The sequence below is a fragment of the Sphingobium sp. TomTYG46 genome (assembly GCF_055396345.1).
On record NZ_AP027324.1, the window covers coordinates 1,201,184 to 1,225,435 of the forward strand.

The window sequence follows — 24,252 nt, forward strand, 5'->3', positions numbered from 1 at the left end:
ACTGATGCACTCATGGCCGATGAGTCAAAACCCGTTTATCTGCGGCTTCGCGACATCATTACTGCCTCGATACTCGACGGCAGCTATCGCGATGGCGACATCCTCCCTTCCGTCCGTGCCCTCGCCGTTCAACAAGGCGCCAATCCGCTGACGGTTGCAAAGGCCTATCAATGTTTTCAGGATGACAGCCTGATAGTGGTCAGGCGCGGCGTCGGCATGTTCGTGGCCGAAGGCGCGACACGCCGCCTGCGCGAAGCGGAACGGCGGCGGTTTCTGGACGAATTGTGGCCGCCGGTCGCCGATCAGATCAAGCGGCTGGGCATTTCGGCTGAAGACCTCGGGCTTGAACTAGCCTGATGACTCAACCCTGTATCTGATATTGTTTGAGCAAGTCGTACAAAGTTGGACGACTGATCCCCAGCATCTTCGCCGCGCCTGAGATGTTCCCATCCGTCCGCGCGATCGCTCGCCGGATGACGCGCCTGTCCGCCATTTCCCGCGCGGCCTTCAAATTCACAAAGTCGCTGCCCTCCGCCCGGTCACCATCCAGGTCCAGATCGGCGGCCGTGACATGCTTGCCATCTGCCATGATCACCGCGCGTTTCATGCGATTTTCCAGTTCGCGCACATTGCCCGGCCACGTCCATGCATCCAGCGCGGCAAGGGCGTCGGGGGCCAGCCCCTTGACCTGCGGATTCATTTCCTTGGCGAAGCGATTAAGGAAATGCCGCGCGAGCAACGCCGGGTCTCCGGGCCGATCCTTCAAGGGGGGTATCCGCACGACAATCTCGGCGAGGCGATAATATAGGTCCTCGCGGAAATCGCCCGCGCGGATCATCTCCTCCAGGTCCTGATGCGTCGCGCACAGGATCCGCGTGTCCACCTCGACCGTCTCTTGCCCGCTGGCGACCAGCCGATCCTGCAGGAAACGCAGCAGCTTCATCTGCAAAGCCAGCGGCAGTTCGCCAACTTCGTCCAGAAACAACGTGCCGCCCTGCGCGCGTTCGATCTTGCCCGCCGCGCCGCCCTGGCCGAACAGCTCGGCTTCCAGCAACACCTCCGGGATCGCGGCGCAATTTACGGCAACGAAGGCGTTATTCCGGCGCGGGCTCGCATCATGCAGCCCCTGCGCCAGCAATTCCTTCCCCGTTCCGCTCGCGCCGGTAAGCAGGACCGAAACCTGCGCCGCGGCGACCCGCTCGATGGTGCGGGCGACCTTCAGCATTTCTGGCGCGGCCGTGATTAACCGGCCCAGCACGCGCCCTTCCTCAGGCGCGACGTCGGCCAGCCGGGCATTTTCCTTCTCGAGCGCGTGGACGTGGAAGGCCCGGCGGACGATCAGTCCCAACTCGTCAATATCGACCGGCTTCTGGTAAAAATCATAGGCGCCGCCGGAAATGGCGTTGAGGGCACTTTCGCGCGCGCCATGGCCCGAGGCGACGATGATCTTCGTATCGGGCTTGATCTGGAGCATTTCGCCAAGCGTCGCGAAACCCTCGCTAGTGCCGTCCGGATCAGGCGGCAGACCAAGGTCCAGCGTTACGACATCGGGCGCCTCCGCCCGCAACATCTCGATCGCTTCCTCCCGGTCGCCCGCGATGAACAGCTGATAATCCTCATAAGCCCAACGCAACTGCCGTTGCAGGCCGGGGTCATCCTCCACGATCAACAATTTGGGTCGCGTGTCGCTCATCAGGCGGCCATCCCCTCTGTACCTTGCAGCGGCGCGACAGGCAGCCGCAACGTAAAGCGGCTTCCCTGCCCCGGCTTGCTTTCCACCTCGATGCTCCCATCCATCCCGTGCGCCAGCGCCCGTGCTTCAAAAGCGCCGATGCCAAAGCCCCCGGCCTTGCTGGAGGAAAAGGGTTTGAACAGATCACGGCGCACATATTCGGCGGTCATGCCGCAGCCCTGATCGATCACTTCAATCGTCGAATAGCGGCCATCCCCTCCCAACCGGATTTCGACCGGTTCGCCCGCCGCACATGCGTCGATCGCATTCTGCAACAGGTGAACGATGATCTGCTCGACCCTTGCCGGATCAGCCAAGGCGAGCGGAGCGTCGCCTGTCAGGCGAACCTCATGCTGGCGCGATCGGCTCTTGGCGACCTTCTCCGCGATTTCTTGCAGAGAAACCGGCTGGCGCTCGGCAGTGCGCGCCTTGTTATGCTGGGAAAGGCGCGCCAGCAGATCGTTCATCTTGCCCACCGATTCCTTGAGCGTCAGCACCATGTCCGCCCGGAAATCGGGATTATCGGCATGTCGCTCCGCATTTCGGGCGAGCAAGGACAGCTGGCTCACCAGATTTTTGACGTCATGGATGATGAAGGCGAAGCGGCGATTGAATTCGTCGAAGCGCTGGGCATCGTCCAGCGCCTGCTGCCCCTGCGCTTCGCTCAGATAGCTCGCCGCCTGACGGCCCGCCGTGCGCAGCATGTCGAGATCTTCCCAATCGAGCCGCCGGTCCATCGCAGGCCGCGCCAGCAATATGGCGCCGATCAGTTTGCCGAAATGGATCAGCGGGACCAACGCCCAGGCACGGGCGTCCGCACGCATCCATCCGGGCGCTTCCCGACTCTCGCGCCGCGCGAAATCCTGGTCGATGTCGATGATCCAGCCACTCCGCTCGACCAGGAGGGCGAAAGGCGCAGGCACCGTCGCATCATGGGCGAGATCACTATCCCAGTTCCAATGGGTCTCCAGCGCGAGGGAGCCGTCCTCCGCGCGCAGCATCAATATGGCGGCGGGCGAATCGGTAATGTCGGCCACCGCCTTCGCCACCCGTTCGCCCAGCGGCGGTGCATCCTTGCCCGGTCTGCCGATAGTCTCGCCAAAACGCATCCACTCGGTGCGATAGTCATAGCGATGCTGGAAGAAATGCTTGGCGACCTGGACCTTCCAGAGCGCCCGTATCCGGGGCGACGGCAGCAGCACCAGCGCGCTGACGGCCATGAAGAATACGCAGCCGATCTGAATTATCCGGGCATAGGGGCCAGCAAACAGCTCGATCGCCAGCGCAGCCGCCGCGATGAGGATCACGTAGAGCGCGATCGAAACGAGCGACAGCGCGCGAAAGGTCAGCAATCGCGACAGTTGGACTTGCGCCGCCATATCCCGCCGCATGCCCACCGCAATGACGGGAGCGAGCAGCGCCATCAGCGGGCCACGAAGCGCATATAACGCATACGCCCGCTCGACCGCGAAATAGCCGATCACATAGAGATTGAAGTCATAGGTCCACATCGCCGCCAGCGCGCCCAGCAGCAACGCCACTCGTCCCCGCTGCTGCGGAGGCCAGCTGATGTAGAGATGGTGGACCAGCATCAACCCGCCGACCGCCGTCATCATGTGCAGGCTGAGTGACACCTGCATCAATGTGCGATGCAGGTCGCTGGCGCTGGGCAGTTGCCGCCAGATGAGGTCGGTGAAGGTCTGGAGCAGGATGAGCCCCGCGACAGCCGCGTAGACCGATCCGATCGCCACCATCGATCCTGCCCGCGCAGCCGCGTCCCGGCGCAGCATCATGAACAGCAACAGCAGCCACGCGGCGTTACGGATATTCTCGCCAATGCCCGTCAGCGGCTCGCCGACCCCGCCGAAAGAGACATAGAGCGACCAGCAGGATGTCAGCAGCAGCGCGACGGCCAGCATCCGCTGGTCTGCCGCTTGTTCCCGGCGGCGCAGGCCGAATATCCCAACCGCCGCGAACAGCACGGCGGCCAGCGCATGGCCCCAATCTCCGACAAATTGCAGCAGCGCGCCCATCACCGCGCCTCAGCGCGCCCCTTCCGGCCACAGGATGACGCGCAGGGTCTGGATCAGGATCAGCAGGTCGAGGAAGGGCGTATAATTTTTGGCGTAGTAGAGATCATATTCCAGCTTGTTCCGGCTGTCCTCGATCGACGCGCCATAGGGATAGTTGATCTGCGCCCAGCCGGTGATGCCCGGCTTCACCATGTGGCGCTCAGCATAATAGCGCAGATGCTGCTCCAGATCCTCGACGAACTGGCGCCGCTCCGGGCGGGGGCCGACAAAGCTCATCTCGCCCTTCAACACGGTCCATGTCTGCGGCAGTTCATCGATGCGCAGCTTGCGGAGCCAGTAGCCGAGCCGGGTGATGCGCGGATCGTCCTTTTCCGCCCAGACCGCCTGCCCGCTGACCTCGGCATCCTGCCGCATGGTGCGCAGCTTCACGATCCAGAATTCCTCGCCGAACAGGCCGACGCGCTGCTGGCGGTAGAAAGCTGGTCCCTTACTGTCGAGCTTCACCAGGATCGCCGCGATCAGGATGATCGGGCCGGTCAGCAGCAGAAGGATGGAGCTAGCGATAACATCGAAGAGCCGCTTGGCGATGCTGGACAGGCGGCGGCCGGCGGAGAAACCGTCCGAAAAGATCAGCCAGCTGGGATTTACGCTGTCAAGGTCAACCCGGCCCGTCTCACGCTCGAGGAAGGTCGATATCTCGTTCACATGAACGCCGGTCGTTTTGATGCGCAGGAGATCGGACAGGGGGAGCGCGTTGCGCCGTTCTTCCAATGCCAGGACGACCTCGCTGGCGGCCAGCCGCACCACGAAATCCGCCAGATTATAGATGGCGCTGCGGTTGATCGCTTCGGGGATCACCTGCGTCCCGTCATTCATCGCGATATAGCCGACGATCAGGAATCCCGCCCCCTTGCGCTGCTCCAGTTCGCGAATGCGGTTGGCGCGATTGCCCGCGCCCAGAACCACAAGCCGCCGCTTGAACGCCTCACCGCCGAGCATCGACCCCAGCAGCAAACGCACCGCCAGCAGCAGAGTGATAGCAAGCGCCATGGCATAAAGAGAATTGGACCGCCAAAGCGTCAGGTCGGGCAGCACGAAATGCATGACCGACAGGAATATGACGCCCAGCGAAATGGCCACGAGCAGCCGCGCGAAGGCGAAACGGATCGACTGAAGCGCTTCGGTGCCATAGACGCCCACCGCGATCATGGCGGTCTGGATCGACAGCGCAAAGCTGATCAGCGGCGCGGCGCGCGTCGTGATCTGATCGACATCCATGCCAATCTGCCGAGCCCTCAATATCCATCCGGCCTCGGCCGCGCCTAGCAGCAGCAGCAGATCAAGCAGCCCCAGCAACAACACGGCATACGGCACATAATGTTTGAACAGCCTGATCATCAGTCGCGCGCATTCCCGGCGCTGCCGTTGGCAAAGGCAGCCTTGTTGGCATCGGAATCGCTTACAATGACTGTAAGGAAATCCGACAATGCGCCGACTGTGGAGGAAATTCCCAAAGATTTTCTGAAGATGGCCTGCGCCGCCGCCTGTTCCGTTACCAGCGCGTCTGTCAGAAGGTTAATTTCGGCTGTTCAGCCGTTCCGCCTCATTTTGAGCAGCATCGCCAACGACATGCGCTGCGCTGTCAGGTGAATCGGCCGCCTCGATCAGCGTGTCGCCCACTCGACTTTCGCGTTCCTTTGTCAGGTAGAAGAAGCCGATAGCCAGGATCAGAGCCATCGCAACGATCGCGAAAATCACGGTGCTACCGCGAGACCGCTTCGCCTCGATCATCTGGTCCCGCTGTTCGCGGTCCAGAGGAGGGTCTCTCCTTCCACCCTCAACCATAGTCCTTCTCCCATGCCCCTTCCCCTTCGGGAAGGTCGGCAGGAACCGGCCTTATACGTCATCGGCATCCAGGTCGGGACTCTGCCTCATTTCACGCCCCCGGCTGAGGCGATCGACGTCGTCCATGATCTCGTCCAGCACGGCCGTGTCTCTGGTCTCCTGCGTCCGCCGCGACGGCAAATCGCCGCTTTCGAGAATCTGTTCCAGCGCGGCGCGTCCACGCGCCACCCGGCTCTTGATCGTTCCAACCGCGACGCCGCAGATTTCGGCGGCTTCTTCATAGGCAAAGCCGCCCGCGCCGACGAGGATGAGCGCCTCGCGCTGCGGCTGAGGCAATTGCAACAGGGCACGCTGCATGTCGGACAACTCGACATGCTTGTCCTGACCAGCAGGCGCCGCCAGCAAGCGGTCAGCCGTCAGGTCATCCCAATCACCACGAAAGCGCGAGCGCCGCATCTGCGACAGATAATGGTTGCGCAAAATGATGAACGTCCAGGCGCGCATGTTGGTGCCCGCCTGGAAACGGGCACGCGCCGCCCATGCCTTCAAAAGCGTTTCCTGAACTAGGTCATCGGCGACATCGCGGTTACCCGAAAGGGATCGGCCAAATGCGCGCAGGTGCGGGATTACCGCAGCCAGTTCACGTTTGAAATCCGAATCCGAGAGCGACTGCCGCTCTTCTTCCTGGTGCTCCGCCTCCTGGCCAAGCCCTTCGCTCATGGGAACAACCCTCTTACTGGCTGTCGCCCTCGCCTCATGAACCGAAGCCGTCAAAGCCATATGTGCGTCCGCATCCTATACCCATTGTTCCACGGAACCAATGTTGTTTACCCGTAATAGCTCCACAGCACGATCAGCATGCCAATAATTACCAGAGGCAGCGAAATGCCGAGAATGTAACGGACTATGTGTGGCGTCGATCCTGACCTGGCGTCTTCGGCAGCAACGTGCTTTTCCTCTTCCGCCATAATTCACCTCCCGATCGTTACGCATGAATAACGCGGGGGAATGAGCCGGGTTCCGCCACTCATTCAGTCTTTTATGGCACGTCGGCTTTGCCCAATCATGCCGGAGCGGTGGCCTCGTCAAAGAAAAGGGCTTGCGAAATGGCCGCTTTGACCGTCGAACGCTGGAACGGCTTGGTAATCAGGAACGTCGGTTCTGGGCGTTCGCCCGTCAGCAGACGCTCCGGGAAAGCGGTGATGAAAATGACCGGCACGGAGAACTCCGCCAGAATATCCTTCACCGCGTCGATGCCGCTGGAATCGTCGGCCAGCTGAATGTCGGCCAGCACCAGCCCCGGCCGCTCGGCCATCGCTTCACGCACCGCATCTTCGCGGGTCACGGCAATCGCCGTCACTTCATGACCAAGGTCGCGGACGATCGTTTCGATGTCCATGGCGATGATCGGCTCGTCCTCGATGATCAGGACCTTGGCGCGGGTCTGTGCCTCAATCTCGCCAAGCGCTTCTTCCACCAGGGCCTCGACGTCGGCCGGGTCCAGACCGATCAGATAGGCGACGTCATCGACCGTGAAACCTTCCAGCGCCGTCAACAGCAGCGCCTGCCGAGGAAGCGGCGTCAACCGCGCGAGCCGTGCCTGCGCGACCGCTTCCTGCCCATCATTGCCCGTCAGGACGGGGCCATCTTCCAGATGAGAGGATGACCAGATCGCGTGGAAAGTCCGGTAAAGGCCAAGCCGTGGATCGACATCGGCCGGAAACTCTTCGGGCGCCGCGACGATCGCTTCCAGCGTCGCACGCACATAAGCGTCACCATGACCCTGGCTGCCCGTCAGGGCGCGGGCATAGCGGCGCAAGAAAGGAAGATGGGGGTGCAGTTGCTGTCCAAGCGACATCTGTAAATCTTCTCCCAGCCCATAGGGCGCATTGCTACTAAACACTCGCTGCGCGAAAGGATGGATTGCCGATGCCGATGTGGCAAGCCCCCGCCCCTCTCGGTCGCCTTTTACAAGGCCACAAAAAATGCTTCGAAGTGGGGAACCAACGACGAAAAGATTTGTTTCACTGCCGTTCGGTTTTTTAACTGAAATCTGGATTTTGATGTAAAGGTCCGCTGGCGGTCAATTGACGTCGTGCGGGAAAGCCGCAAAAGAAATGCCGATTGACATGTTAGCGTTGCAGAGGGGCGTATTTTGGTTGCTTCAACGACGGAACGGGATGTGAAGGGAGGGGACAAGAAAGATGTCGGCGCCAACACCCCGGATTCGGGCGTGACTGGCAGCGCGTCCCGAAAACGGCGGTCCTCCCCAGCCAAGGGTGACGGACAGGTCGCCAACGCGCTGCGCTCCGTCTATCAGCGTGCGGTGGATGAAGACATTCCCTCCGAAATGCTCGACCTACTGCGGAAGCTGGACTAAGCGTCGGTTCAAGGGCCGACGTCATTGAGGCGTCCCGGGCGGAGGGCAGGCTGGTGCTTTTCGAAAATGGAATATGCGTGGGCCGATCCGTTGCATGGGCGGTACGTTTTCGCGTGCATCAAGCCCTTCCAGTCAACCCATTCCTGATTATCGCATGAACGGGACGGCCAGTCCCAGCCAGTTGATTGCTCATGCGTAACCTGAACAGCCTGATCCAGTCCACCGGCGTCAAGATGTTCCTCATCCTGACGCTCGCCCTGCTGCCGCTGGGTCTTATCGCCCTTGTCGCGTCGTTGCAGGCCATCCGGACGTCTGACCTCGAAAAGGAAGCGCTGCTTCGAGTGTCCGTGACGCAGAGCGCGCGCAAGTTGACCGAAGACCTTGCTTCGGATCGAACGGCATTGTTGCTTACCGCCAACGCGCTGTCCACCGGCAGCGAGGGGCCGGAAATGTGCCAGCGGCTTTCGCTCTTCCTGACGTCTCACGACCGGGAAGGTGGCCGATATTATATCTACGATCGAAAGGGCCGCCGCATCTGCGGATCGTCCCAGCCAGAACCGCACGGCCTGACCAAGGCGGCACGTTTTCACACGGCCCCGGCGCTCCTGCTGCCAGCATCTGGCTATCTCGTCAGCCGCGTGGTCAGCGACAACCGGCAGGTGGCGGCGATCGCCTATTATTCGCGCTCCTATCTGGAAACGATCGCCAGCCCGACCACCGCGCTTCAGAACCGGCAGTTAAGCTTGCAGCAGGGCGATCAGCTTCTGGTGGTCAGTCGTCCAACAGGCAATGTGCGGGGCAAAAGCACCAGCCTGTCCGCGCGGCTTGATCCGCCGGACATTCTGCTCACCATGACCTTGCGCGATCCGCCGGTCACGCTTGCGCGCATGCTTTCGCTGTTCCTGCCGCTGGTGATGTGGTTCGCGGCGGCGGCGATTGGCTGGTTCGTGGTCAACCGGCTGCTGATCCAGCCGCTAGTCGCGCTGCGCCGCACCGTAGCAGCCTATCATCCCGGCGAAGTGCTGGAGCCCATGCGCCGCATACGCACGCCAGCGCAGGAAATAGTGGCGCTGGGCGAAACCTTCCGCGAAATCAGCGAGGATGTCGCAACGCATGAGGCCGAGATGGCCGAAGGTCTGGAAACCCAGCGTAAATTGACGCGGGAGGTGCATCATCGCGTCAAGAACAACCTCCAGATCATCGCCAGCCTGATCAGCTTGCATGCCCGTGCCGCGCACGAGCCCGAAGCCGTGGAGGCCTATGCCTCCATCCAGCGCCGCGTCGATGCATTGTCGGTCGTCCATCGCAACCATTATGCGGAATTGGAGGAGCATCGCGGCGTTGGCGTGCGGTCCCTGGTCAGCGAATTGTCCGCCAGCCTGCGCGGCACTGCTCCAGCCGAAGCCCGGCGGTTCGGCATCCAGATCGACAGCGACAATCTGCACATCAGTCAGGACGTCGCCGTGCCTATCGCATTCCTGCTGACCGAACTGGTGGAATTGGCAATGCTCTCCGATCCCAGGACGGGCATGCGCATAACGGTGCAGCTTGAACCCGGACGCGAAGACCGCGCGATCCTTCACATCAGTTCCCCGGCCTTGCGCGCTACGGATGCGATGGGCGAGCGGATCGAGGAACGTTATGGCCGGGTACTGACGGGCCTTTCCCGCCAGCTGCGCGCGCCGCTGGATCATGATCCGATCGCTGGCGACTATGCCATCGCCATCACCGTCATTCCCTGATCATCAGACCCGTTGATAATCGCGCCGGAAATCCGCCGCGAAGGCAGAAAACCGGCCTTGTGCGATATTGTCGCGGATCGCCTGCATCAATGACTGGTAAAAGTGGATGTTATGCTGAGTCATCAGCATCGCGCCCAGCATTTCTCCGGCCTTTACCAGATGATGCAGATAGGCGCGGCTCCATGTCGCGCAGACCGGACAGGTGCAGCGTGGATCGAGCGGCGAAAGATCCTCGGCAAAGCGGGCGTTGCGAATATTGAGGGGACCAGCCCAGGTGAAAGCCTGTCCGTTGCGCCCGCTGCGCGTCGGCAGGACGCAATCGAACATGTCGATGCCGCGTTCCACGGCTCCCACAATGTCGTCGGGTTTGCCCACCCCCATCAGATAGCGGGGCTTGTCCTGCGGTAGCATATCGGGCGCATAGTCGAGACAGCCGAACATCGCCTCCTGCCCCTCCCCGACGGCCAGGCCGCCGACGGCATAGCCGTCAAAGCCGATCTCGATCAGCTTCTGCGCCGAAACACGCCGGAGATTTTCGTCAAGCGAACCCTGCTGGATGCCAAACAGCGCCGCGCGCTCGGCATGTTCGCCGCCCGCGTCAAAGCCCTCGCGCGACCGCTTCGCCCACCGCATCGATCGCTCCATGCTGTGCGCCGCTTCGTCGTGGGTGCAGCCATTTTTCGTGCATTCATCGAACGCCATGACGATGTCGCTGTCGAGCAGGCGCTGAATCTCCATCGACCGTTCGGGCGTCAGCATATGACGGGACCCGTCGATATGACTAGCGAAGGCCACCCCCTCCTCGCTCATCTTCGTGAGCGCGGACAGGCTCATCACCTGATAACCGCCGCTGTCCGTCAGGATCGGCCGTTCCCAGCCCATAAAGCCATGCAGTCCGCCCAGCCTTGCTACACGCTCGGCGCCGGGACGCAGCATCAGATGATAGGTATTGCCCAGGATGATATCAGCGCCAGTCGCGCGGACCTCGGCCGGTCGCATGGCCTTGACGGTCGCGGCGGTGCCCACCGGCATGAAGGCGGGGGTTCTGATCTCCCCACGGCGCATCTGGATCGTGCCCGTACGGGCCTTGCCGTCCGTTGCGGCGATAGCGAAAGAAAAGCGGGATTGAGTCACGCTGCGCGCTCTAGAACATCGCGCGAAGAAGTGGGAACCGCTTTTTAAAAATTATGCGGGATCAACCAGCCTTGCGCAGGCCGTCGAACGCCACGATCGCATCGATGTCGAAACCCTCCACACGCCGGTAATTGCCGATGAAGCACAGGCAATCAGCCGCCAGGTTAAGGGTCCAGCTCGTCCCCTCTTCATCATGAAGCAGGAGCGTCACAATCTGTGGATCGGTGCGATGTCTGTCCATGCACCATTTCATAATTAATAAAGGTTAACAAAGCCCTGAGACGATCTTCATCTGCAAATTGGTTAACGGCATTTGTTGCATTAATACAACGTTAACCATAGTGATCGCGTCATTTCTGCTACTTAGAGGCAACAGTCAGCGATAAAAAGGGTTAATGACCCACTCTTCGGGTTCGCGGCGGTTGCATAGGTCTGACAATATTGTTTTCCTCAGCACATATCGAAATGCGGGGGCACAGATGATTGATTCCGGACGGTTTAATCCGGCACGTGATGAGGTGGAGGACGCTTCGCCTGTGCATTTGCATGTCGAAAGCATTCAGCCCTTTGCCGCTACGGAAGCTGCGCCCCAAGCGCGCGACAACGGCCATTCGATGCTGTTCGACCTGGGCCAGGTCGACGTCAGCTTTGAAGAATCGACCGACACATTATGGGCGTTCATGACCCCCGCGAATCGGCCAAACTACAGTTTGCCGATGCTGCGCGACATTCGGCTTTGGCAGACAGAGGCCAAGCGGCTGTTTGATGAAGGCGCTCTGCCGCTCAAATATATGGTGCTGGGCTCACGCTTTCCGGGCGTTTTCAACCTTGGCGGCGACCTTGAGCTGTTTGCTGGCTGCATCGAGCGGGGCGACCTGCCCGGCCTCGTCAAATATGGCCATGCCTGCATCGACGTGGTCCATCGCGCCTGGCGCAATGCGGACATGCCGCTAATCTCTATCGCATTGGCGCAGGGCGATGCACTTGGCGGCGGCTTCGAAGCGCTTCTCTGCTTCGACGTCGTCGTGGCGGAGCGGAGCGCTCGTTTCGGCCTGCCCGAAATGCTCTTCGGCCTTTTCCCCGGCATGGGCGCCTATTCCATCCTGGCGCGCAAGCTCGGCCGTCGCATGGCGGAGCGCATGATCCTGTCGGGCAAGGTCTATACCGCTGAAGAGATGTACGACATGGGCGTGGTCACCATCCTTGCCGAGGATGGAGAGGGCGAACAGGCCGTGCGTGACTATATCACCGGCAACCGTCCGCACCATGCGGGCCATGTCGGCGTGTTCGAAGCGGGCCGCCGCGTCGATCCGCTCGATTATGCCGAGCTTAAGGACATTGTGGAGAATTGGGCGGCAACCGCGCTCAAGCTCGATCCCAAGGACCTGCGCATGATGCGTCGGCTCGCTTCGGCCCAGACGCGCCTGACCAAATAGCCGTCAGGCGCGGCGGCGGCTCTGCATGAGCGTGACGACGTTGCTCTTCTCTCGCTGCATGTCGTTCATCATGTTGAGCAAGTCTTCGGCGGGCATCGGGCGACTGAGCACGAATCCCTGTACATTGGTGAAACCCATCTCGCGCGCATAACGCAGCTGCTCTTCAGTCTCGATGCCTTCCGCCACCGTTTCAACGTCGAGCGAATGGGCCAGATAGGCAACCGACTGTGCGATGGCGCGATCCCGCCCCTTTTCACCCACGCTACGCATGAAGCTTTGATCGACCTTCAGCGTGTCGAAGGAATAGTCGCGCAGATAGCCGAGCGACGAATAGCCGGTTCCAAAATCATCAAGGGCCAGCCGCAACCCGATACGCTGAAGCTCCGACAGGATGAGGCTGGTCCGGCCACTATCTTCCAGGAAGATGGACTCCGTCACTTCCAGTTCCAGCCGCTTGGCCTTCAGGCCCGATCCCATCAGCGCCGATATGACGGCGCGCGGAAGCCCGTCGCTCTTGATCAGCGCGGGCGAGATGTTGACGGCGACGCGGACATGATCGTCCCATAGCATGGCGTCCCGGCACGCCTGCTCCAGCGCCCATGCGGTGATCGGTTCGATCAGGGAGCTGCTTTCGGCGACCGGTATGAATTCGGTCGGCGAAATCCGGCCCATGGTCGGGTGATCCCACCGCATCAACGCTTCGCAGATGGCGATCTTGCCGGTGACGGTGTCAAAGATCGGCTGATAATGCAGCAGCAGCTCGCCGTTCGCCATGGCGCTGCGCAGCGCCATTTCCAGCTCATAGGTCCGGTTCTGGCGCTCTTTCATCGACCAGTCGAACTGCGCATGGCGGTTCCGCCCGGTGCGTTTCGCCTCATACAGAGCCATGTCGGCGTGCTGGAGCAGTTCTTCGCTATCGCGCCCGTCATCGGGCGCAACCGCAATGCCTATCGATGCGGTGACCGTCAGATGATAGCCGCTGACGTCGAAGTCGTGGCTGAACTCTGCCATCACGTCACGGGCGATCTGCTCGGCAATGGAGCGATCCGCGCCGGGGCAAATCACGATAAATTCGTCCCCGCCAAAGCGCGCGACATGGCCACGGCTGTCAAGCGCTTGGGAAAGCCGCGCGGCGACTGTGCAGAGCAGCTGGTCACCAATGATATGGCCGAGCGAATCATTAATTTCCTTGAACCGGTCCAGATCCATCCAGAACACGGCCATGGGGTCCTGATCGGACTGACGCTTGTCGAACAGTTCCCGCAAGCGCATCTGCATCGCCATCCGGTTTTCGACACCGGTCAAGCTGTCGAACCGCGCCAGCCGCTCGAACTTCGTCGCCAGCTGCGACTTTTCATAATTGCCCTGCAATGCCTCCACGACGATTCTGTGCGTCGTGCGCGTGATTTCCGCCATGGCGAAGATCATCAGGAACAGCATGGTCGCCAGAACCCAATAGCCAAGCCCCCCCGCGATGCAGAGACCAAGGGAGGTTGGCAGCAGCGCGAAACATGTCTGGCCAATAGCGATATGGATGCGGCCAGCATTGCGCCCCGCGATGCCGCCTGAATAGGCCGCGACCAGCGTGACGCTCAATATATGCAACGACGCGTCGCCGGTGAGGACCAGCGTGGCAAAGGCAAGCAGACCAAGCAGCGCCGCATAGCCCCACGCACCCAGTTCATAGGCAAGGCCCCAAATTTGCTGCGTGGGTCCTTGATGATCAGCCAACTGCCGCAGAAAATAGACTGCCGAGATCGACCGGCTCACCGCGACCAGGAAAATCAACGCTGCGATCGTGGTGATTTCGGCACGGCCAGCATGGTAGGCGACGACGAAACTGAGCGCTCCGCCAGCCAGTGCGCCGATCATCAGCGATTTGGGCGAGGCATAGAGCGATTGGACAAGTCTGTCCTGCACCTCAGCGCTCTGCTGAGTATCGGGCGCGAGGTGCGCGCGCAATTTTGCGCTCCAATGAAGGAAGAGGCGTGACACGTCTCCGTCATCTTTGGCCAAACATGATTTCTATTTGGTAAATTCCGGGGCGGGAAGATGCCCGAAATGGAGCTATTGAGCGGCTGTCAGCTTTCGGGCTGACCCCTTCATTTTCCGCCCGTTGGTCCGGCCGATTAACTTTCAGACTTCCCTACAGAATGCTTGGAAGGGCAATCCCGTCAGCCCTCCTGCGCAAGCTGGAGCGGCATAGCTTTTATCGGAATTACCCTACCCCCGTTCGGGCTGAGCTTGTCGAAGCCCTCTTCTTCCTGAAAAGAAATAGAACCCTTCGACAGGCTCAGGGCGAACGGCAATAGGAGGCTATGCCGATTTGAAGCATGATGCCCTAATATGTCGCGAAATTGCGCCATGCCTCTCGCCCGAAATGCCAGCTTTCGATGGCATCAGCCACAGCCGGGCGCCTGAAATTTCCTCGCTCCGGCAGCCCCAAAGAAAAAGGCCGGTGGATCGCTCCACCGGCCCTTCTCGTTTCGCTTGAACGAAGGACTTTGCCGTCGCGATCGAACCACAGTCGGGCCGAAGCCCAACTGCTACGATCGCTTTAGAAGTCCATGCCGCCCATGCCACCCATGCCGCCGCCGGGCATGCCCATCGGCGCCTTGTCGTCGGCGGGCGTTTCGGCGATGCACGCTTCGGTGGTGATCAGCAGACCGGCGACCGAAGCCGCGTCCTGCAGAGCAGCGCGAACGACCTTGGTGGGATCGATGACGCCAGCGGCGACAAGGTTCTCATAGGTGTCGGTCGCGGCGTTGAAGCCCTGGGTCTCGTCATTTTCGCGCAGCAGGTTGCCAGCGACGACTGCACCATCGACGCCCGCATTCTGGGCGATCTGGCGCAGCGGCGCTTCGATAGCCTTGCGGATGATGTCGATGCCACGGGTCTGGTCGTCGTTCACGCCCTTGAGGCCTTCGAGAGCCTTGGTCGCGTACAGCAGAGCCGTGCCGCCACCGGGAACGATGCCTTCTTCAACGGCTGCGCGGGTTGCGTGCAGCGCGTCGTCGACGCGGTCCTTGCGCTCCTTGACTTCTACTTCCGAAGCACCGCCAACCTTGATGACAGCAACGCCGCCAGCCAGCTTGGCGAGACGCTCCTGCAGCTTTTCGCGGTCATAGTCGGACGTGGTGGTCTCGATCTGCGCGCGAATCTGCTCGGTGCGGCCCTTGATCGCTTCGGCATCACCGGCGCCATCGACGATGGTGGTGTTGTCCTTGTCGATGGTGACGCGCTTGGCGGTGCCGAGCATGCCGAGGGTCACGTTCTCAAGCTTGATGCCGAGGTCTTCGGAGATCACTTCGCCCTTGGTCAGGACGGCGATGTCTTCCAGCATGGCCTTGCGGCGGTCGCCGAAGCCAGGCGCCTTGACCGCAGCGACCTTCAGGCCACCGCGCAGCTTGTTGACGACCAGGGTCGCCAGCGCTTCGCCTTCAATGTCTTCCGCGATGATCAGCAGAGGACGGCCCGACTGAACGACGGCTTCGAGGATCGGCAGGATCGACTGAAGGTTCGACAGCTTCTTCTCGTGGATCAGGATGTACGGATCAGCCAGTTCAACTGCCATCTTTTCCGGATTCGTGACGAAGTAGGGCGACAGGTAGCCGCGGTCGAACTGCATGCCTTCAACGACGTCCAGTTCGAATTCGAGGCCCTTGGCTTCTTCGACGGTGATCACGCCTTCCTTGCCGACGCGCTCCATCGCTTCGGCGATCTTTTCGCCAACGACGGTGTCGCCATTAGCCGAAATGATGCCGACCTGGGCGATTTCCTTCGTGCCAGCAACCGGCTTGGAACGGCCCTTGAGGTCCTCGACGACCTTGGTGACAGCTAGATCGATGCCCCGCTTCAGGTCCATCGGGTTCATGCCGGCGGCAACCGACTTCATGCCTTCGCGCACGATGGCCTGGGCCAGAACGGTCGCGGTGGTGGTGCCGTCACCGGCGATGTCGTTGGTCTTCGAAGCAACTTCGCGGACCATCTGCGCGCCCATATTTTCGAACTTGTCCTTCAGTTCGATTTCCTTGGCGACGCTGACGCCGTCCTTGGTGATGCGGGGAGCGCCGAAGCTCTTGTCGATGACGACGTTGCGGCCCTTGGGACCCAGGGTCACCTTGACCGCGTCGGCCAGGATGTCGACGCCGCGCAGGATGCGCTCACGGGCGTCACGCGAAAACTTTACGTCTTTTGCAGCCATGATTTTGTTCCTCTGTCCGTCATCCCAGCGAAAGCTGGGATCTGGTGCGGCGTAGCGCCGCGTTTAAAGGCCTGAGATCCCGGCTTCCGCCGGGATGACATCAATGATCGGTTAGGCGACGACGCCCAGAATGTCCGATTCCTTCATGATCAGCAGGTCTTCACCGTCGACCTTGACCTCGGTGCCCGACCACTTGCCGAACAGAATGCGGTCGCCAGCCTTGACGTCCAGCGGGGTCACCTTGCCATCTTCGGCCTTGGAGCCGGTGCCGACGGAAACGACTTCGCCTTCCTGCGGCTTTTCCTTGGCGGTGTCGGGGATGATGATGCCACCGGCAGTCTTCTCTTCCGCTTCTACGCGGCGGACGAGAACGCGGTCATGCAACGGACGAAATGCCATGTTGAGTTGCCTTTCCCTCTATTGGGTTGGGTCGGACGTCCAATCGCGGGGTTTTCCCTATCCGCGAATCTGCTGAACGCCGTTCCTTCTCCCGTATGAACCAGGTGCTGTTAGCACTCTCTTTTGAAGAGTGCCAGCGTCGCGGAATATGGAGCGATGAAATTGCCGGTCAAGAGATGGATGCAGATTTTTTATGCTTCCCGTCACGGGCGGAAAGCGTGCGCCTTGTGCGCGATGGGAGGCCATTTGTCACCCATGCAGCGCCAATGCGCGGGATTGTTGCGACCATTGGCGCGTTGAATGCGCGCCGCAACGCCGTTTCCCTTTACCCCGACAGTTGCGGCACAGGACCACGCTTCCTACTTGCGAGGCAACCTCGCCAAGGGAGCATTTTGCCAAATGATTGAAAGCTATACTCCGCCTCGCGTCTGGACGTGGGACAAGGATAATGGGGGTGCCTTTGCCAACATAAACCGGCCGATCGCGGGCGCGACCCACGACAAGGAACTTCCGGTCGGAAAGCACCCGCTGCAACTCTACTCGCTGGGCACGCCCAATGGGCAAAAGGCCACGATCATGCTGGAGGAGTTGCTGGCGGCAGGCCATCCGGGCGCTGAATATGACGCCTGGCTCATCAACATCAGCGAGGGCGATCAGTTCGGCAGCGGCTTTGTCTCGGTTAATCCGAACAGCAAAATCCCTGCCCTGATGGACCACAGCGTTTCACCGCCGCAGCGGGTGTTCGAATCTGGCGCGATCCTGGTCTATCTGGCCGAGAAGTTCGGGGCGTTCCTGCCCTCGGACCCGGCGAAGCGTACCGCGACCCTGTCCTGGCTGTTCTGGCAGATGGGCAGCGCGCCCCTGTTGGGCGGCGGCTTTGGCCATTTCTTCGCCTATGCACCTGAAAAGATCGAATATGCCATCAACCGCTATGCGATGGAGGTAAAGCGGCAGTTCGACGTGCTGGACCGCCAGCTTGGCGAGCATGAATATATCGCTGGCGATGAATTCACGATCGCCGATATCGCGATCTGGCCCTGGTATGGCGGGGTGGCACTCGACCGGACCTATGTGGGCGCGGGCGAATTTCTGGACGTGCAGAGCTACGCCAATGTCCAGCGTTGGGCGAAGCAGGTCGATGCGCGCCCTGCCGTGAAGCGCGGCCGGATCGTGAATCGTGCCAGTGGTCCGCTGGAGGAACAGCTTCGGGAACGGCACGATGCGAGCGACTTTGATACGAAGACGCAGGATAAGGTGGAAGGGGTCGGGTAGCTAAGCCCCGGCAGCATCTACCGCGTCACCCCAGCGAACGCTGGGGTCTCGTCGACCCTATGCTCCACGGCTTCCTGAGATTCCAGCGTTGGCTACGCCGCCCTACGGGTCGCTGGAATGACGGGGATGTGGTTAGTGCGTCCCTACCCCGCCGCCTTCACGATTTCGGCCCAAGCCGCTTCATCGATCACCTCAATCCCAAGCGAAGCCGCCTGTTTCAGCTTCGATCCCGCGCCGGGACCAGCGACCAGCAGGTCCGTCTTGGCGCTGACCGACCCTGCGGCCTTGGCGCCCAGGCGCTCGGCCTGCGCCTTGGCCTCGTCCCGGCTCATGGTTTCGAGCTTGCCAGTGAAGACCACGGTCTTGCCAGTCACCGCGCTGGCGGTGGTTTCAACCACATAGTCGGGCGGCGAGACTTCCGACAGCAGATCGTCCCAGGCCTCCCGGTTATGCGGTTCGTGGAAGAAGTCGGCGAGGGCATGGCCAACCGCCGAACCGACATTTTCAACGCCGATCATCTCCGCGATCGCCTTGTCCAGCCGATTGCGGAAGCGTGCTTCCTCCTCACCCTCGGCACAGATGGTGGCATCGCGTAAGGCCATGATGTCCTCGGCCAGCGCCCTGATACCGGGCAGGTTCGTGTAGCGCTTCAGCAGATCGCGCGCCGTGACCGCGCCAATATGACGAATACCAAGACCGAAGAGCAGGCGCGCTGCATCCGGAGCGCGCTTCGCCTCGATCGCGGCAAACAGGTTATCGACAGATTTCTCCTTCCACCCTTCTCGCCCCAGCAGCGCGGCGCGATGCTGTTTAAGGCGGAAGATGTCAGCCGGTTCGGTGATCCAGCCAAGGTCGAGAAATTCCTGAATGGTCTTCTCGCCCAGCCCTTCGATGTCGAGCGCACCACGGCTGACGAAATGGCGGAGCCGTTCAAACCGTTGCGCACCGCAGATCAGCCCGCCGGTGCAGCGAATATCGACTTCGCCCTCTTCGCGCACAGCCTCCGACCCGCATACGGGGCAATGGTCGGGGAAGAGGAAAGCGGGGCGCGCTTCGTCGCGGGTCAGATTGTCGACCACCTGCGGGATGACATCGCCCGCACGCTGCACCACGATACGATCGCCCGGACGCACGCCCAGGCGCTCGATCTCGTCGGCATTATGCAGCGTCACGTTGGACACGACCACGCCGCCCACCGTTACGGGGGTGAGCCGTCCAACCGGGGTCAGCTTGCCCGTGCGACCGACCTGAATGTCGATCGCCTCCAACGTGGTCTGCGCCCGTTCCGCCGGAAATTTATGCGCGATCGCCCAACGCGGCGCCTTGGCAACAAAGCCCAGCCGCTGTTGCCAATCGAGCCGGTCCACCTTGTAGACCACACCATCAATGTCGAAGGGAAGGTCGGCGCGCGCCGCCTCTATCCCGCGATAATGGGCGATCAATCCGTCAAGCGAGTCCACGCAGGTCAGCATGTCCGACACTGGCAGGCCCCAACGCCCGATTGCCTGCATGACGCCAAGCTGCGTCTCTGCCGGAAGGCTGCTCGCCTCGCCCCAACCATGGGCGAGGAATCGCAGCGGGCGGCTGGCGGTGACGGTGGCATCCTTCTGCCGCAACGATCCCGCCGCAGCATTGCGGGGGTTGGCGAATTGCCGCGCCTTTTCTGGATCGTCAGCCTCAGCCAGCAGGCGCTGATTGAGCGCCACGAAGTCGGCCTTGGCCATATAAACCTCACCCCGGACCTCGAACAGGTCGGGTACGTCCTCTCCAGTCAGCCGGTCGGGAATGTCGCCGATGTGGCGCACATTAGCGGTCACATCCTCACCGGTCGTGCCGTCGCCACGGGTTGCGGCCAGGCGTAGCTCTCCCTTCTCATAGCGGAGCGAACAGGACAGACCGTCGATCTTCGGCTCAGCCGTCAGGGCAACAGGCTCCCCGTCAGGCAGTGCGAGGAAGCGGCGCACACGCGCCACGAATTCGGCGATGTCCTCGTCCGAAAAGCCGTTGTCGAGGCTCATCATGCGAACCGCATGCTGGACCTTCTTCAACCCCGAAGTCGGCGCAGCCCCGACCTGCGCGTTGGGGGAATCCGCGCGGACAAGCTGTGGGAAAGCCGCCTCCAGCGCTCCATTCTCGCGGATCAGCGCATCATAAGCAGCGTCCGTGATCTCGGGCTGATCCTGATCATGGTAGAGCCGATTGTGTCGCGCAATTTCCCTGGCCAGCCGCATCAGGCGATTGGCGGCTTCGGCTTCAGTCATCTGGGTCAGGTCGATCGAGTCACTCATATCTGCTCCATCCCCGTTCAGGGCGGGCTTGTCGAGAAGCGATCATTTGCCCGCAGCAGTTCAGACTTCGAGCAACCGCTCAGCCTGCGCCCTTGCTTCGGCAGTGATTTCCGCGCCGGAGAGCATGCGGGCAATCTCTTCGCGCCGCTCCCCATCGCTGAGGGCATGGACGCCAGTGCGGGTTACTCTGCCGTCGCTGGCCTTGGCGATCAACATATGGCCAGCGCCGCGCGCTGCCACCTGCGGGCTGTGGGTGACGACGAGTATCTGGTTACTCCGCGCCAGCCGCGCCAGCCGGTCGCCGATCGCTGAAGCCACCGCGCCGCCGACGCCCCGGTCAATCTCGTCGAAGATCAGCGTGTCCGCCCCGCCCCGCTCCGCCAGCGCGACCTTGAGCGCCAGGATGAAGCGCGACAGTTCGCCACCTGAAGCGATCTTCACCAATGGCGCAAAGGGCGCGCCGGGATTGGTGGAAATTTCAAACTCCACCCGGTCCATGCCCTGCGCGCTCCACTGCCCTTCATCAAGCGCGGCGACGGTCGTGCGGAAGCGCGCGGCGTCCAGCTTCAGCGGCGCGAGTTCAGCCGCCACGGCTGCATCCAGCCGCGCGGCAGCATCCTTGCGCTGGGCGGACAACGCCTGCGCCGCCTCGCGATAGGCGGCAGCACTAGCGGCGACAGCAGCCTCCAGCGCGGCGATATGCTCCTCCCCACCCTCGATGGCGGCCAGCTTCGCCGCCATCTCATCGCGCAGCGCAGCAAGGTCATCGGCGGCGACCTGATGCTTGCGCGCCAATCCGCGCAGGTCGAACAGCCGCGTTTCGATCGCGTCCAACCGCGCCGGATCAAAGCTGAGCGCATCCGCTGCCTTGGCCAGCCGGTCCTCCGCCTCGCCCGCCTCAATCACCGCCCGGTCGAGGGCGGCGAGCACTTCGGCAAGTGGCTCATATTCACCCACCATGCGGTCGAGCCGCCGCGCCGCCTGCCGCAACTGCGCCAACCCACCATCCGACCCGGTGAGGCAATCCGTTACCGTGGATAGGTCATCGGACAGCCGCGCACCCTTTTGCATGGTCGCGCGCTCTTCGGCCAGCGCCGCTTCCTCGCCGGGCTCGGGGCCGAAGCGGGAGAGTTCCTCAACGGCATGGGTCAAATAGTCGCGATCCCGCGCCGCCACCTCGACCGCCGCGCGGCTTTCCGCCAGCCGATCCGCCGCCGCGCGCCAGGCAGAGTGGGAAAATGCCACCGACGCGCTGTCGCAACGGCCATAGACATCCAGCAACTGACGATGCCCGCGTGAGTTGAGCAGCCCGCGATCGTCATGCTGCCCATGTATCTCGACCAGCGTGCCGCCCAGGTCGCGCAGCAATGCGGCGGAACAGGGCTGATCATTGACGAATGCCCGGCTTCCCCCGTCAGCCTTCAAGGTTCGGCGGATGATGAGTGATTCGCCCGCATCAAGTTCGATGCCGTTGCTGCCGAGCAGTTCGGCAGCCCTGTGATCAGCGCGCGGAATGTTGAAGGTCGCGGTGACGCTGGCCTGCGCCTCCCCGCTGCGGACGAGGCCACTGTCAGCCCTCGCCCCCAGCGCCAGCCCAAGCGAATCGAGAAGGATAGACTTGCCCGCGCCGGTCTCACCCGTCAGCACGCCAAGGCCCGTGCCGAACTCCAGGTCCAGCGCCTCAATCAGGACGACGTTGCGGATGGAAAGATTGGTCAGCATGACGACTCCGTCAGTCGTCACCCCAGCGAAAGCTGGGGTCTCGTGCCTCTACGCCGTGCCCGATCGCCTGAGATCCCAGCTTCCGCTGGGATGACGAAGCCATTCGATCACGCCTTCGCGCCATGTTCCCGCATGAGCTTGTAGCTACGCTCATACCATTTGGAGCCAGGATAGTTCTTGCCCAGAACAGCCGCAGCCTTCTGCGCTTCCTCCGGGATACCGAGCGAGAGATAGCTTTCGACCAGACGCTCCAGCGCCTCAGGCGTGTGGGTGGTCGTCTGATATTTGTCGATGACCACGCGGAAGCGTAGCGTCGCTGCCAGCCACTGCCCGCGACGCTGGTAGAAACGGCCGACTTCCATCTCCTTGCCCGCGAGGTGATCGTTGACCAGGTCCAGCTTCAACCGCGCATCGGCGGCATAACGGGTATCGGGATAGCGGCGGATCAACTCGCCCAGCGAATCCAGCGACTGCTGCGTGATCTTCTGGTCGCGGGTAACGTCGGCGATCTGCTCATAATAGCAGAGCGCGATCAGATAATAGGCGTAGGGCGCGTCCTTATTCCCGGTATGAATCGCCAGAAAGCGCTGCGACGCCGCGATCGATTCACTATAGTCCTTGTTCATATAATAGCTGAACGCGGACATGAGCTGCGCCCGGCGCGCCCAGGGGGAATAGGGATGCTGGCGTTCCACCTCGTCAAACAGGGCGGCGGCCATCTTATACTGCCCGCGATCGAGCCGGTATTTGCCCGCATTGTAAAGCGTGGACACGTCACGGGCGACATATTGCGTGTCAGCCTTGTTCTTCGACGTGGCGCAGCCGGCGAGCAAGGCGGCAAGCAGAAGCGGGGCGGTAGCAGCGCCAATGCGCGTCATGATTTTCGTCAGCATGGCCGGGTCATAGCGGAGCGAATGGCACTCGCCAAGCGGCAGAATAGCGTGCGGACGCTTCAGGCTCTCAACGCGCCTGCACGGGCAGGTCCAACCGGACGATTGCGCCGCCTTCCGGTCGCGCGTGCAGGCCGAACTGACCGCTGAGCTGACTCGCCAGCGCGCTTGCAATGCGCAGGCCGATAGAATTGCCCTTCTCGATCTCGAAATCGGGCGAGAGGCCGTCGCCGTCGTCAGCGATCTTCAGCGACAGCGTCCCGCTCGAATCCTCCAGCGACACCTCGATCGTCCCGCCACGACGGGGCAAGCCATGTTCAATGGCATTGCTCACCGCCTCCGCCACGATCAGCGCGAGCGGCACGGCGACGTGGGATTCCAGCGTCAAACCCGGTGGAGCGCTGACGATAACGCGAATGTCGTCCCGCCCACTCGCCTCCAGCACATCTGCCGTCAGCCGCGTCAGAAAGGCATGCAGGTCCTGCCCGTCCTCTGCCGGATCATACAATGCACGGCTGATCCGACCGATCAGCGCAAGGCGGCTGGCGGCATCGTCCAACGCCCTGCTCGCCAGTTCATCGTCTACATGGCGCCGCTGCAATGACAGCATTGCTGCTACGACCTGCAAATTGTTGGAAACGCGATGCTGCAATTCGTGGAACAGAAGTTCCCGATTTTCCGCCAGCGTACGGCTGCGTTCCCGTTCCACGGCAAGGTTGAAATTGGCCCGCTGCATCAAGTGAATGAGCGCGATGTCGATGGCGATCACGGCCGCATAGAAAATAAGAGCGAGGATGACGCCACCATCAAGGACGCCACCAGCACCCGCCGGGATGAAGAAGTACCAGGACAATATTCCGCAAACTATCCCCGCAAATATGCCGGGACGCAGCCCGAACAAAAAAGTCGAAAGGATGACAGCGGGAAAGAAGGATACGAAAGGATAGCCGATCGGCAGGAAGTCCTGCGCGGTCAGCCTGAGGGCAAGGGCGATGCCACAAAACAGGGCCGAGACGGCGTAGGCGTATACTGGCCGCCGAAGCACGAGAGGAAGGCGCTCGACGAACCTTTCATTGGAACGCTGCATCTTATCCCCCTGAAATCGCGCTGCACAGTAACAGAAGTTTGGCAATCTCCAATTGATCGAAGTCAAGGAGTTTGGGCTCTAAACGAAA

22 protein-coding genes are annotated in these 24,252 nt (G+C 61.6%); 6 read left to right on the forward strand and 16 right to left on the reverse strand.

What is annotated here, in order from left to right:
* Positions 1–12: 12 nt before the first annotated feature.
* A complete protein-coding gene (locus ACZ5YV_RS06120; protein WP_464789017.1) occupies positions 13–357 on the forward strand; it encodes a GntR family transcriptional regulator in 345 nt (114 codons plus the stop codon).
* A gap of 4 nt (positions 358–361) precedes the next feature.
* On the opposite strand, the gene prsR is transcribed toward ACZ5YV_RS06120, so the two are convergent.
* The 7 genes from prsR to ACZ5YV_RS06155 form a co-directional block, all read right to left on the reverse strand.
* A complete protein-coding gene (prsR, locus tag ACZ5YV_RS06125) occupies positions 362–1,693 on the reverse strand; it encodes a PEP-CTERM-box response regulator transcription factor (protein WP_464789018.1) in 1,332 nt (443 codons plus the stop codon).
* Entirely contained in the window at positions 1,693–3,765 is a 2,073-nt protein-coding gene (gene prsK, locus ACZ5YV_RS06130) for an XrtA/PEP-CTERM system histidine kinase PrsK (RefSeq protein ID WP_464789019.1), read from the reverse strand. The genes prsR and prsK overlap by 1 nt, the downstream gene beginning before the upstream one ends.
* A 9-nt stretch (positions 3,766–3,774) precedes the next feature.
* A complete protein-coding gene (locus ACZ5YV_RS06135) occupies positions 3,775–5,163 on the reverse strand; it encodes a TIGR03013 family XrtA/PEP-CTERM system glycosyltransferase (protein ID WP_464789020.1) in 1,389 nt (462 codons plus the stop codon).
* A 177-nt stretch (positions 5,164–5,340) separates the two neighbouring features.
* Complete coding sequence (locus tag ACZ5YV_RS06140; RefSeq protein ID WP_464789021.1) at positions 5,341–5,610, reverse strand: hypothetical protein; 270 nt, start codon at positions 5,608–5,610, stop codon at positions 5,341–5,343.
* Between the two features lie 51 nt (positions 5,611–5,661).
* Positions 5,662–6,330: a sigma-70 family RNA polymerase sigma factor gene (locus ACZ5YV_RS06145; RefSeq protein ID WP_464789022.1), complete on the reverse strand. Its 669-nt coding sequence runs from the start codon at positions 6,328–6,330 to the stop codon at positions 5,662–5,664.
* Positions 6,331–6,437: 107 nt separating this feature from the next.
* Positions 6,438–6,578, reverse strand: coding sequence for a hypothetical protein (locus tag ACZ5YV_RS06150; RefSeq protein WP_196226406.1), 141 nt, complete (start codon positions 6,576–6,578; stop codon positions 6,438–6,440).
* Between the two features lie 95 nt (positions 6,579–6,673).
* Complete coding sequence (locus tag ACZ5YV_RS06155) at positions 6,674–7,468, reverse strand: response regulator (protein ID WP_464789023.1); 795 nt, start codon at positions 7,466–7,468, stop codon at positions 6,674–6,676.
* Positions 7,469–7,765: 297 nt separating this feature from the next.
* Between ACZ5YV_RS06155 and ACZ5YV_RS06160 the strand changes: the two genes are divergently transcribed.
* Together ACZ5YV_RS06160 and ACZ5YV_RS06165 are read left to right on the forward strand one after the other, a co-directional pair.
* Complete coding sequence (locus tag ACZ5YV_RS06160) at positions 7,766–7,990, forward strand: NepR family anti-sigma factor (protein WP_464789024.1); 225 nt, start codon at positions 7,766–7,768, stop codon at positions 7,988–7,990.
* Positions 7,991–8,181: 191 nt separating this feature from the next.
* Positions 8,182–9,732, forward strand: a complete 1,551-nt coding sequence (locus ACZ5YV_RS06165) for a sensor histidine kinase (protein ID WP_464789025.1) — start codon at positions 8,182–8,184, stop codon at positions 9,730–9,732.
* Between the two features lie 3 nt (positions 9,733–9,735).
* On the opposite strand, the gene tgt is transcribed toward ACZ5YV_RS06165, so the two are convergent.
* Both tgt and ACZ5YV_RS06175 read right to left on the reverse strand, forming a co-directional pair.
* The gene (gene tgt, locus ACZ5YV_RS06170) at positions 9,736–10,866 is read right to left on the reverse strand and encodes a tRNA guanosine(34) transglycosylase Tgt (RefSeq protein WP_464789026.1); all 1,131 of its coding nucleotides are present in this window, start codon (positions 10,864–10,866) and stop codon (positions 9,736–9,738) included.
* Between the two features lie 61 nt (positions 10,867–10,927).
* Positions 10,928–11,107 (reverse strand): hypothetical protein, encoded by a 180-nt coding sequence (locus ACZ5YV_RS06175; RefSeq protein ID WP_449471859.1) that lies wholly within the window; start codon positions 11,105–11,107, stop codon positions 10,928–10,930.
* A gap of 238 nt (positions 11,108–11,345) precedes the next feature.
* Between ACZ5YV_RS06175 and ACZ5YV_RS06180 the strand changes: the two genes are divergently transcribed.
* On the forward strand, positions 11,346–12,302 hold the full coding sequence (locus ACZ5YV_RS06180) for a crotonase/enoyl-CoA hydratase family protein (RefSeq protein ID WP_464789027.1): 957 nt from the start codon (positions 11,346–11,348) through the stop codon (positions 12,300–12,302).
* 3 nt (positions 12,303–12,305) lie between these two features.
* Here the strand turns inward: ACZ5YV_RS06180 and ACZ5YV_RS06185 are convergent, their stop codons facing one another.
* From ACZ5YV_RS06185 to groES, 3 genes are all read right to left on the reverse strand, one after another.
* On the reverse strand, positions 12,306–14,297 hold the full coding sequence (locus ACZ5YV_RS06185; protein WP_464789028.1) for a putative bifunctional diguanylate cyclase/phosphodiesterase: 1,992 nt from the start codon (positions 14,295–14,297) through the stop codon (positions 12,306–12,308).
* A 562-nt stretch (positions 14,298–14,859) separates the two neighbouring features.
* Positions 14,860–16,506 (reverse strand): chaperonin GroEL, encoded by a 1,647-nt coding sequence (gene groL, locus ACZ5YV_RS06190; protein ID WP_464789029.1) that lies wholly within the window; start codon positions 16,504–16,506, stop codon positions 14,860–14,862.
* 111 nt (positions 16,507–16,617) lie between these two features.
* Entirely contained in the window at positions 16,618–16,905 is a 288-nt protein-coding gene (groES, locus tag ACZ5YV_RS06195) for a co-chaperone GroES (RefSeq protein WP_167302842.1), read from the reverse strand.
* A gap of 95 nt (positions 16,906–17,000) precedes the next feature.
* On the opposite strand from groES, the gene ACZ5YV_RS06200 reads away from it, so the two are divergent.
* The gene (locus ACZ5YV_RS06200) at positions 17,001–17,312 is read left to right on the forward strand and encodes a hypothetical protein (RefSeq protein WP_464789030.1); all 312 of its coding nucleotides are present in this window, start codon (positions 17,001–17,003) and stop codon (positions 17,310–17,312) included.
* Complete coding sequence (gene yghU, locus ACZ5YV_RS06205) at positions 17,305–18,177, forward strand: glutathione-dependent disulfide-bond oxidoreductase (RefSeq protein ID WP_464789031.1); 873 nt, start codon at positions 17,305–17,307, stop codon at positions 18,175–18,177. Before ACZ5YV_RS06200 ends, yghU begins: the two co-directional genes overlap by 8 nt.
* 143 nt (positions 18,178–18,320) lie before the next feature.
* Here the strand turns inward: yghU and ligA are convergent, their stop codons facing one another.
* From ligA to ACZ5YV_RS06225, 4 genes are all read right to left on the reverse strand, one after another.
* A complete protein-coding gene (ligA, locus tag ACZ5YV_RS06210) occupies positions 18,321–20,465 on the reverse strand; it encodes an NAD-dependent DNA ligase LigA (RefSeq protein ID WP_464789032.1) in 2,145 nt (714 codons plus the stop codon).
* Between the two features lie 60 nt (positions 20,466–20,525).
* A complete protein-coding gene (recN, locus tag ACZ5YV_RS06215) occupies positions 20,526–22,187 on the reverse strand; it encodes a DNA repair protein RecN (RefSeq protein WP_464789033.1) in 1,662 nt (553 codons plus the stop codon).
* A gap of 107 nt (positions 22,188–22,294) precedes the next feature.
* A complete protein-coding gene (locus ACZ5YV_RS06220) occupies positions 22,295–23,080 on the reverse strand; it encodes an outer membrane protein assembly factor BamD (protein WP_464789034.1) in 786 nt (261 codons plus the stop codon).
* A gap of 67 nt (positions 23,081–23,147) precedes the next feature.
* Entirely contained in the window at positions 23,148–24,164 is a 1,017-nt protein-coding gene (locus ACZ5YV_RS06225) for a sensor histidine kinase (RefSeq protein WP_464789035.1), read from the reverse strand.
* Positions 24,165–24,252 lie beyond the last annotated feature (88 nt).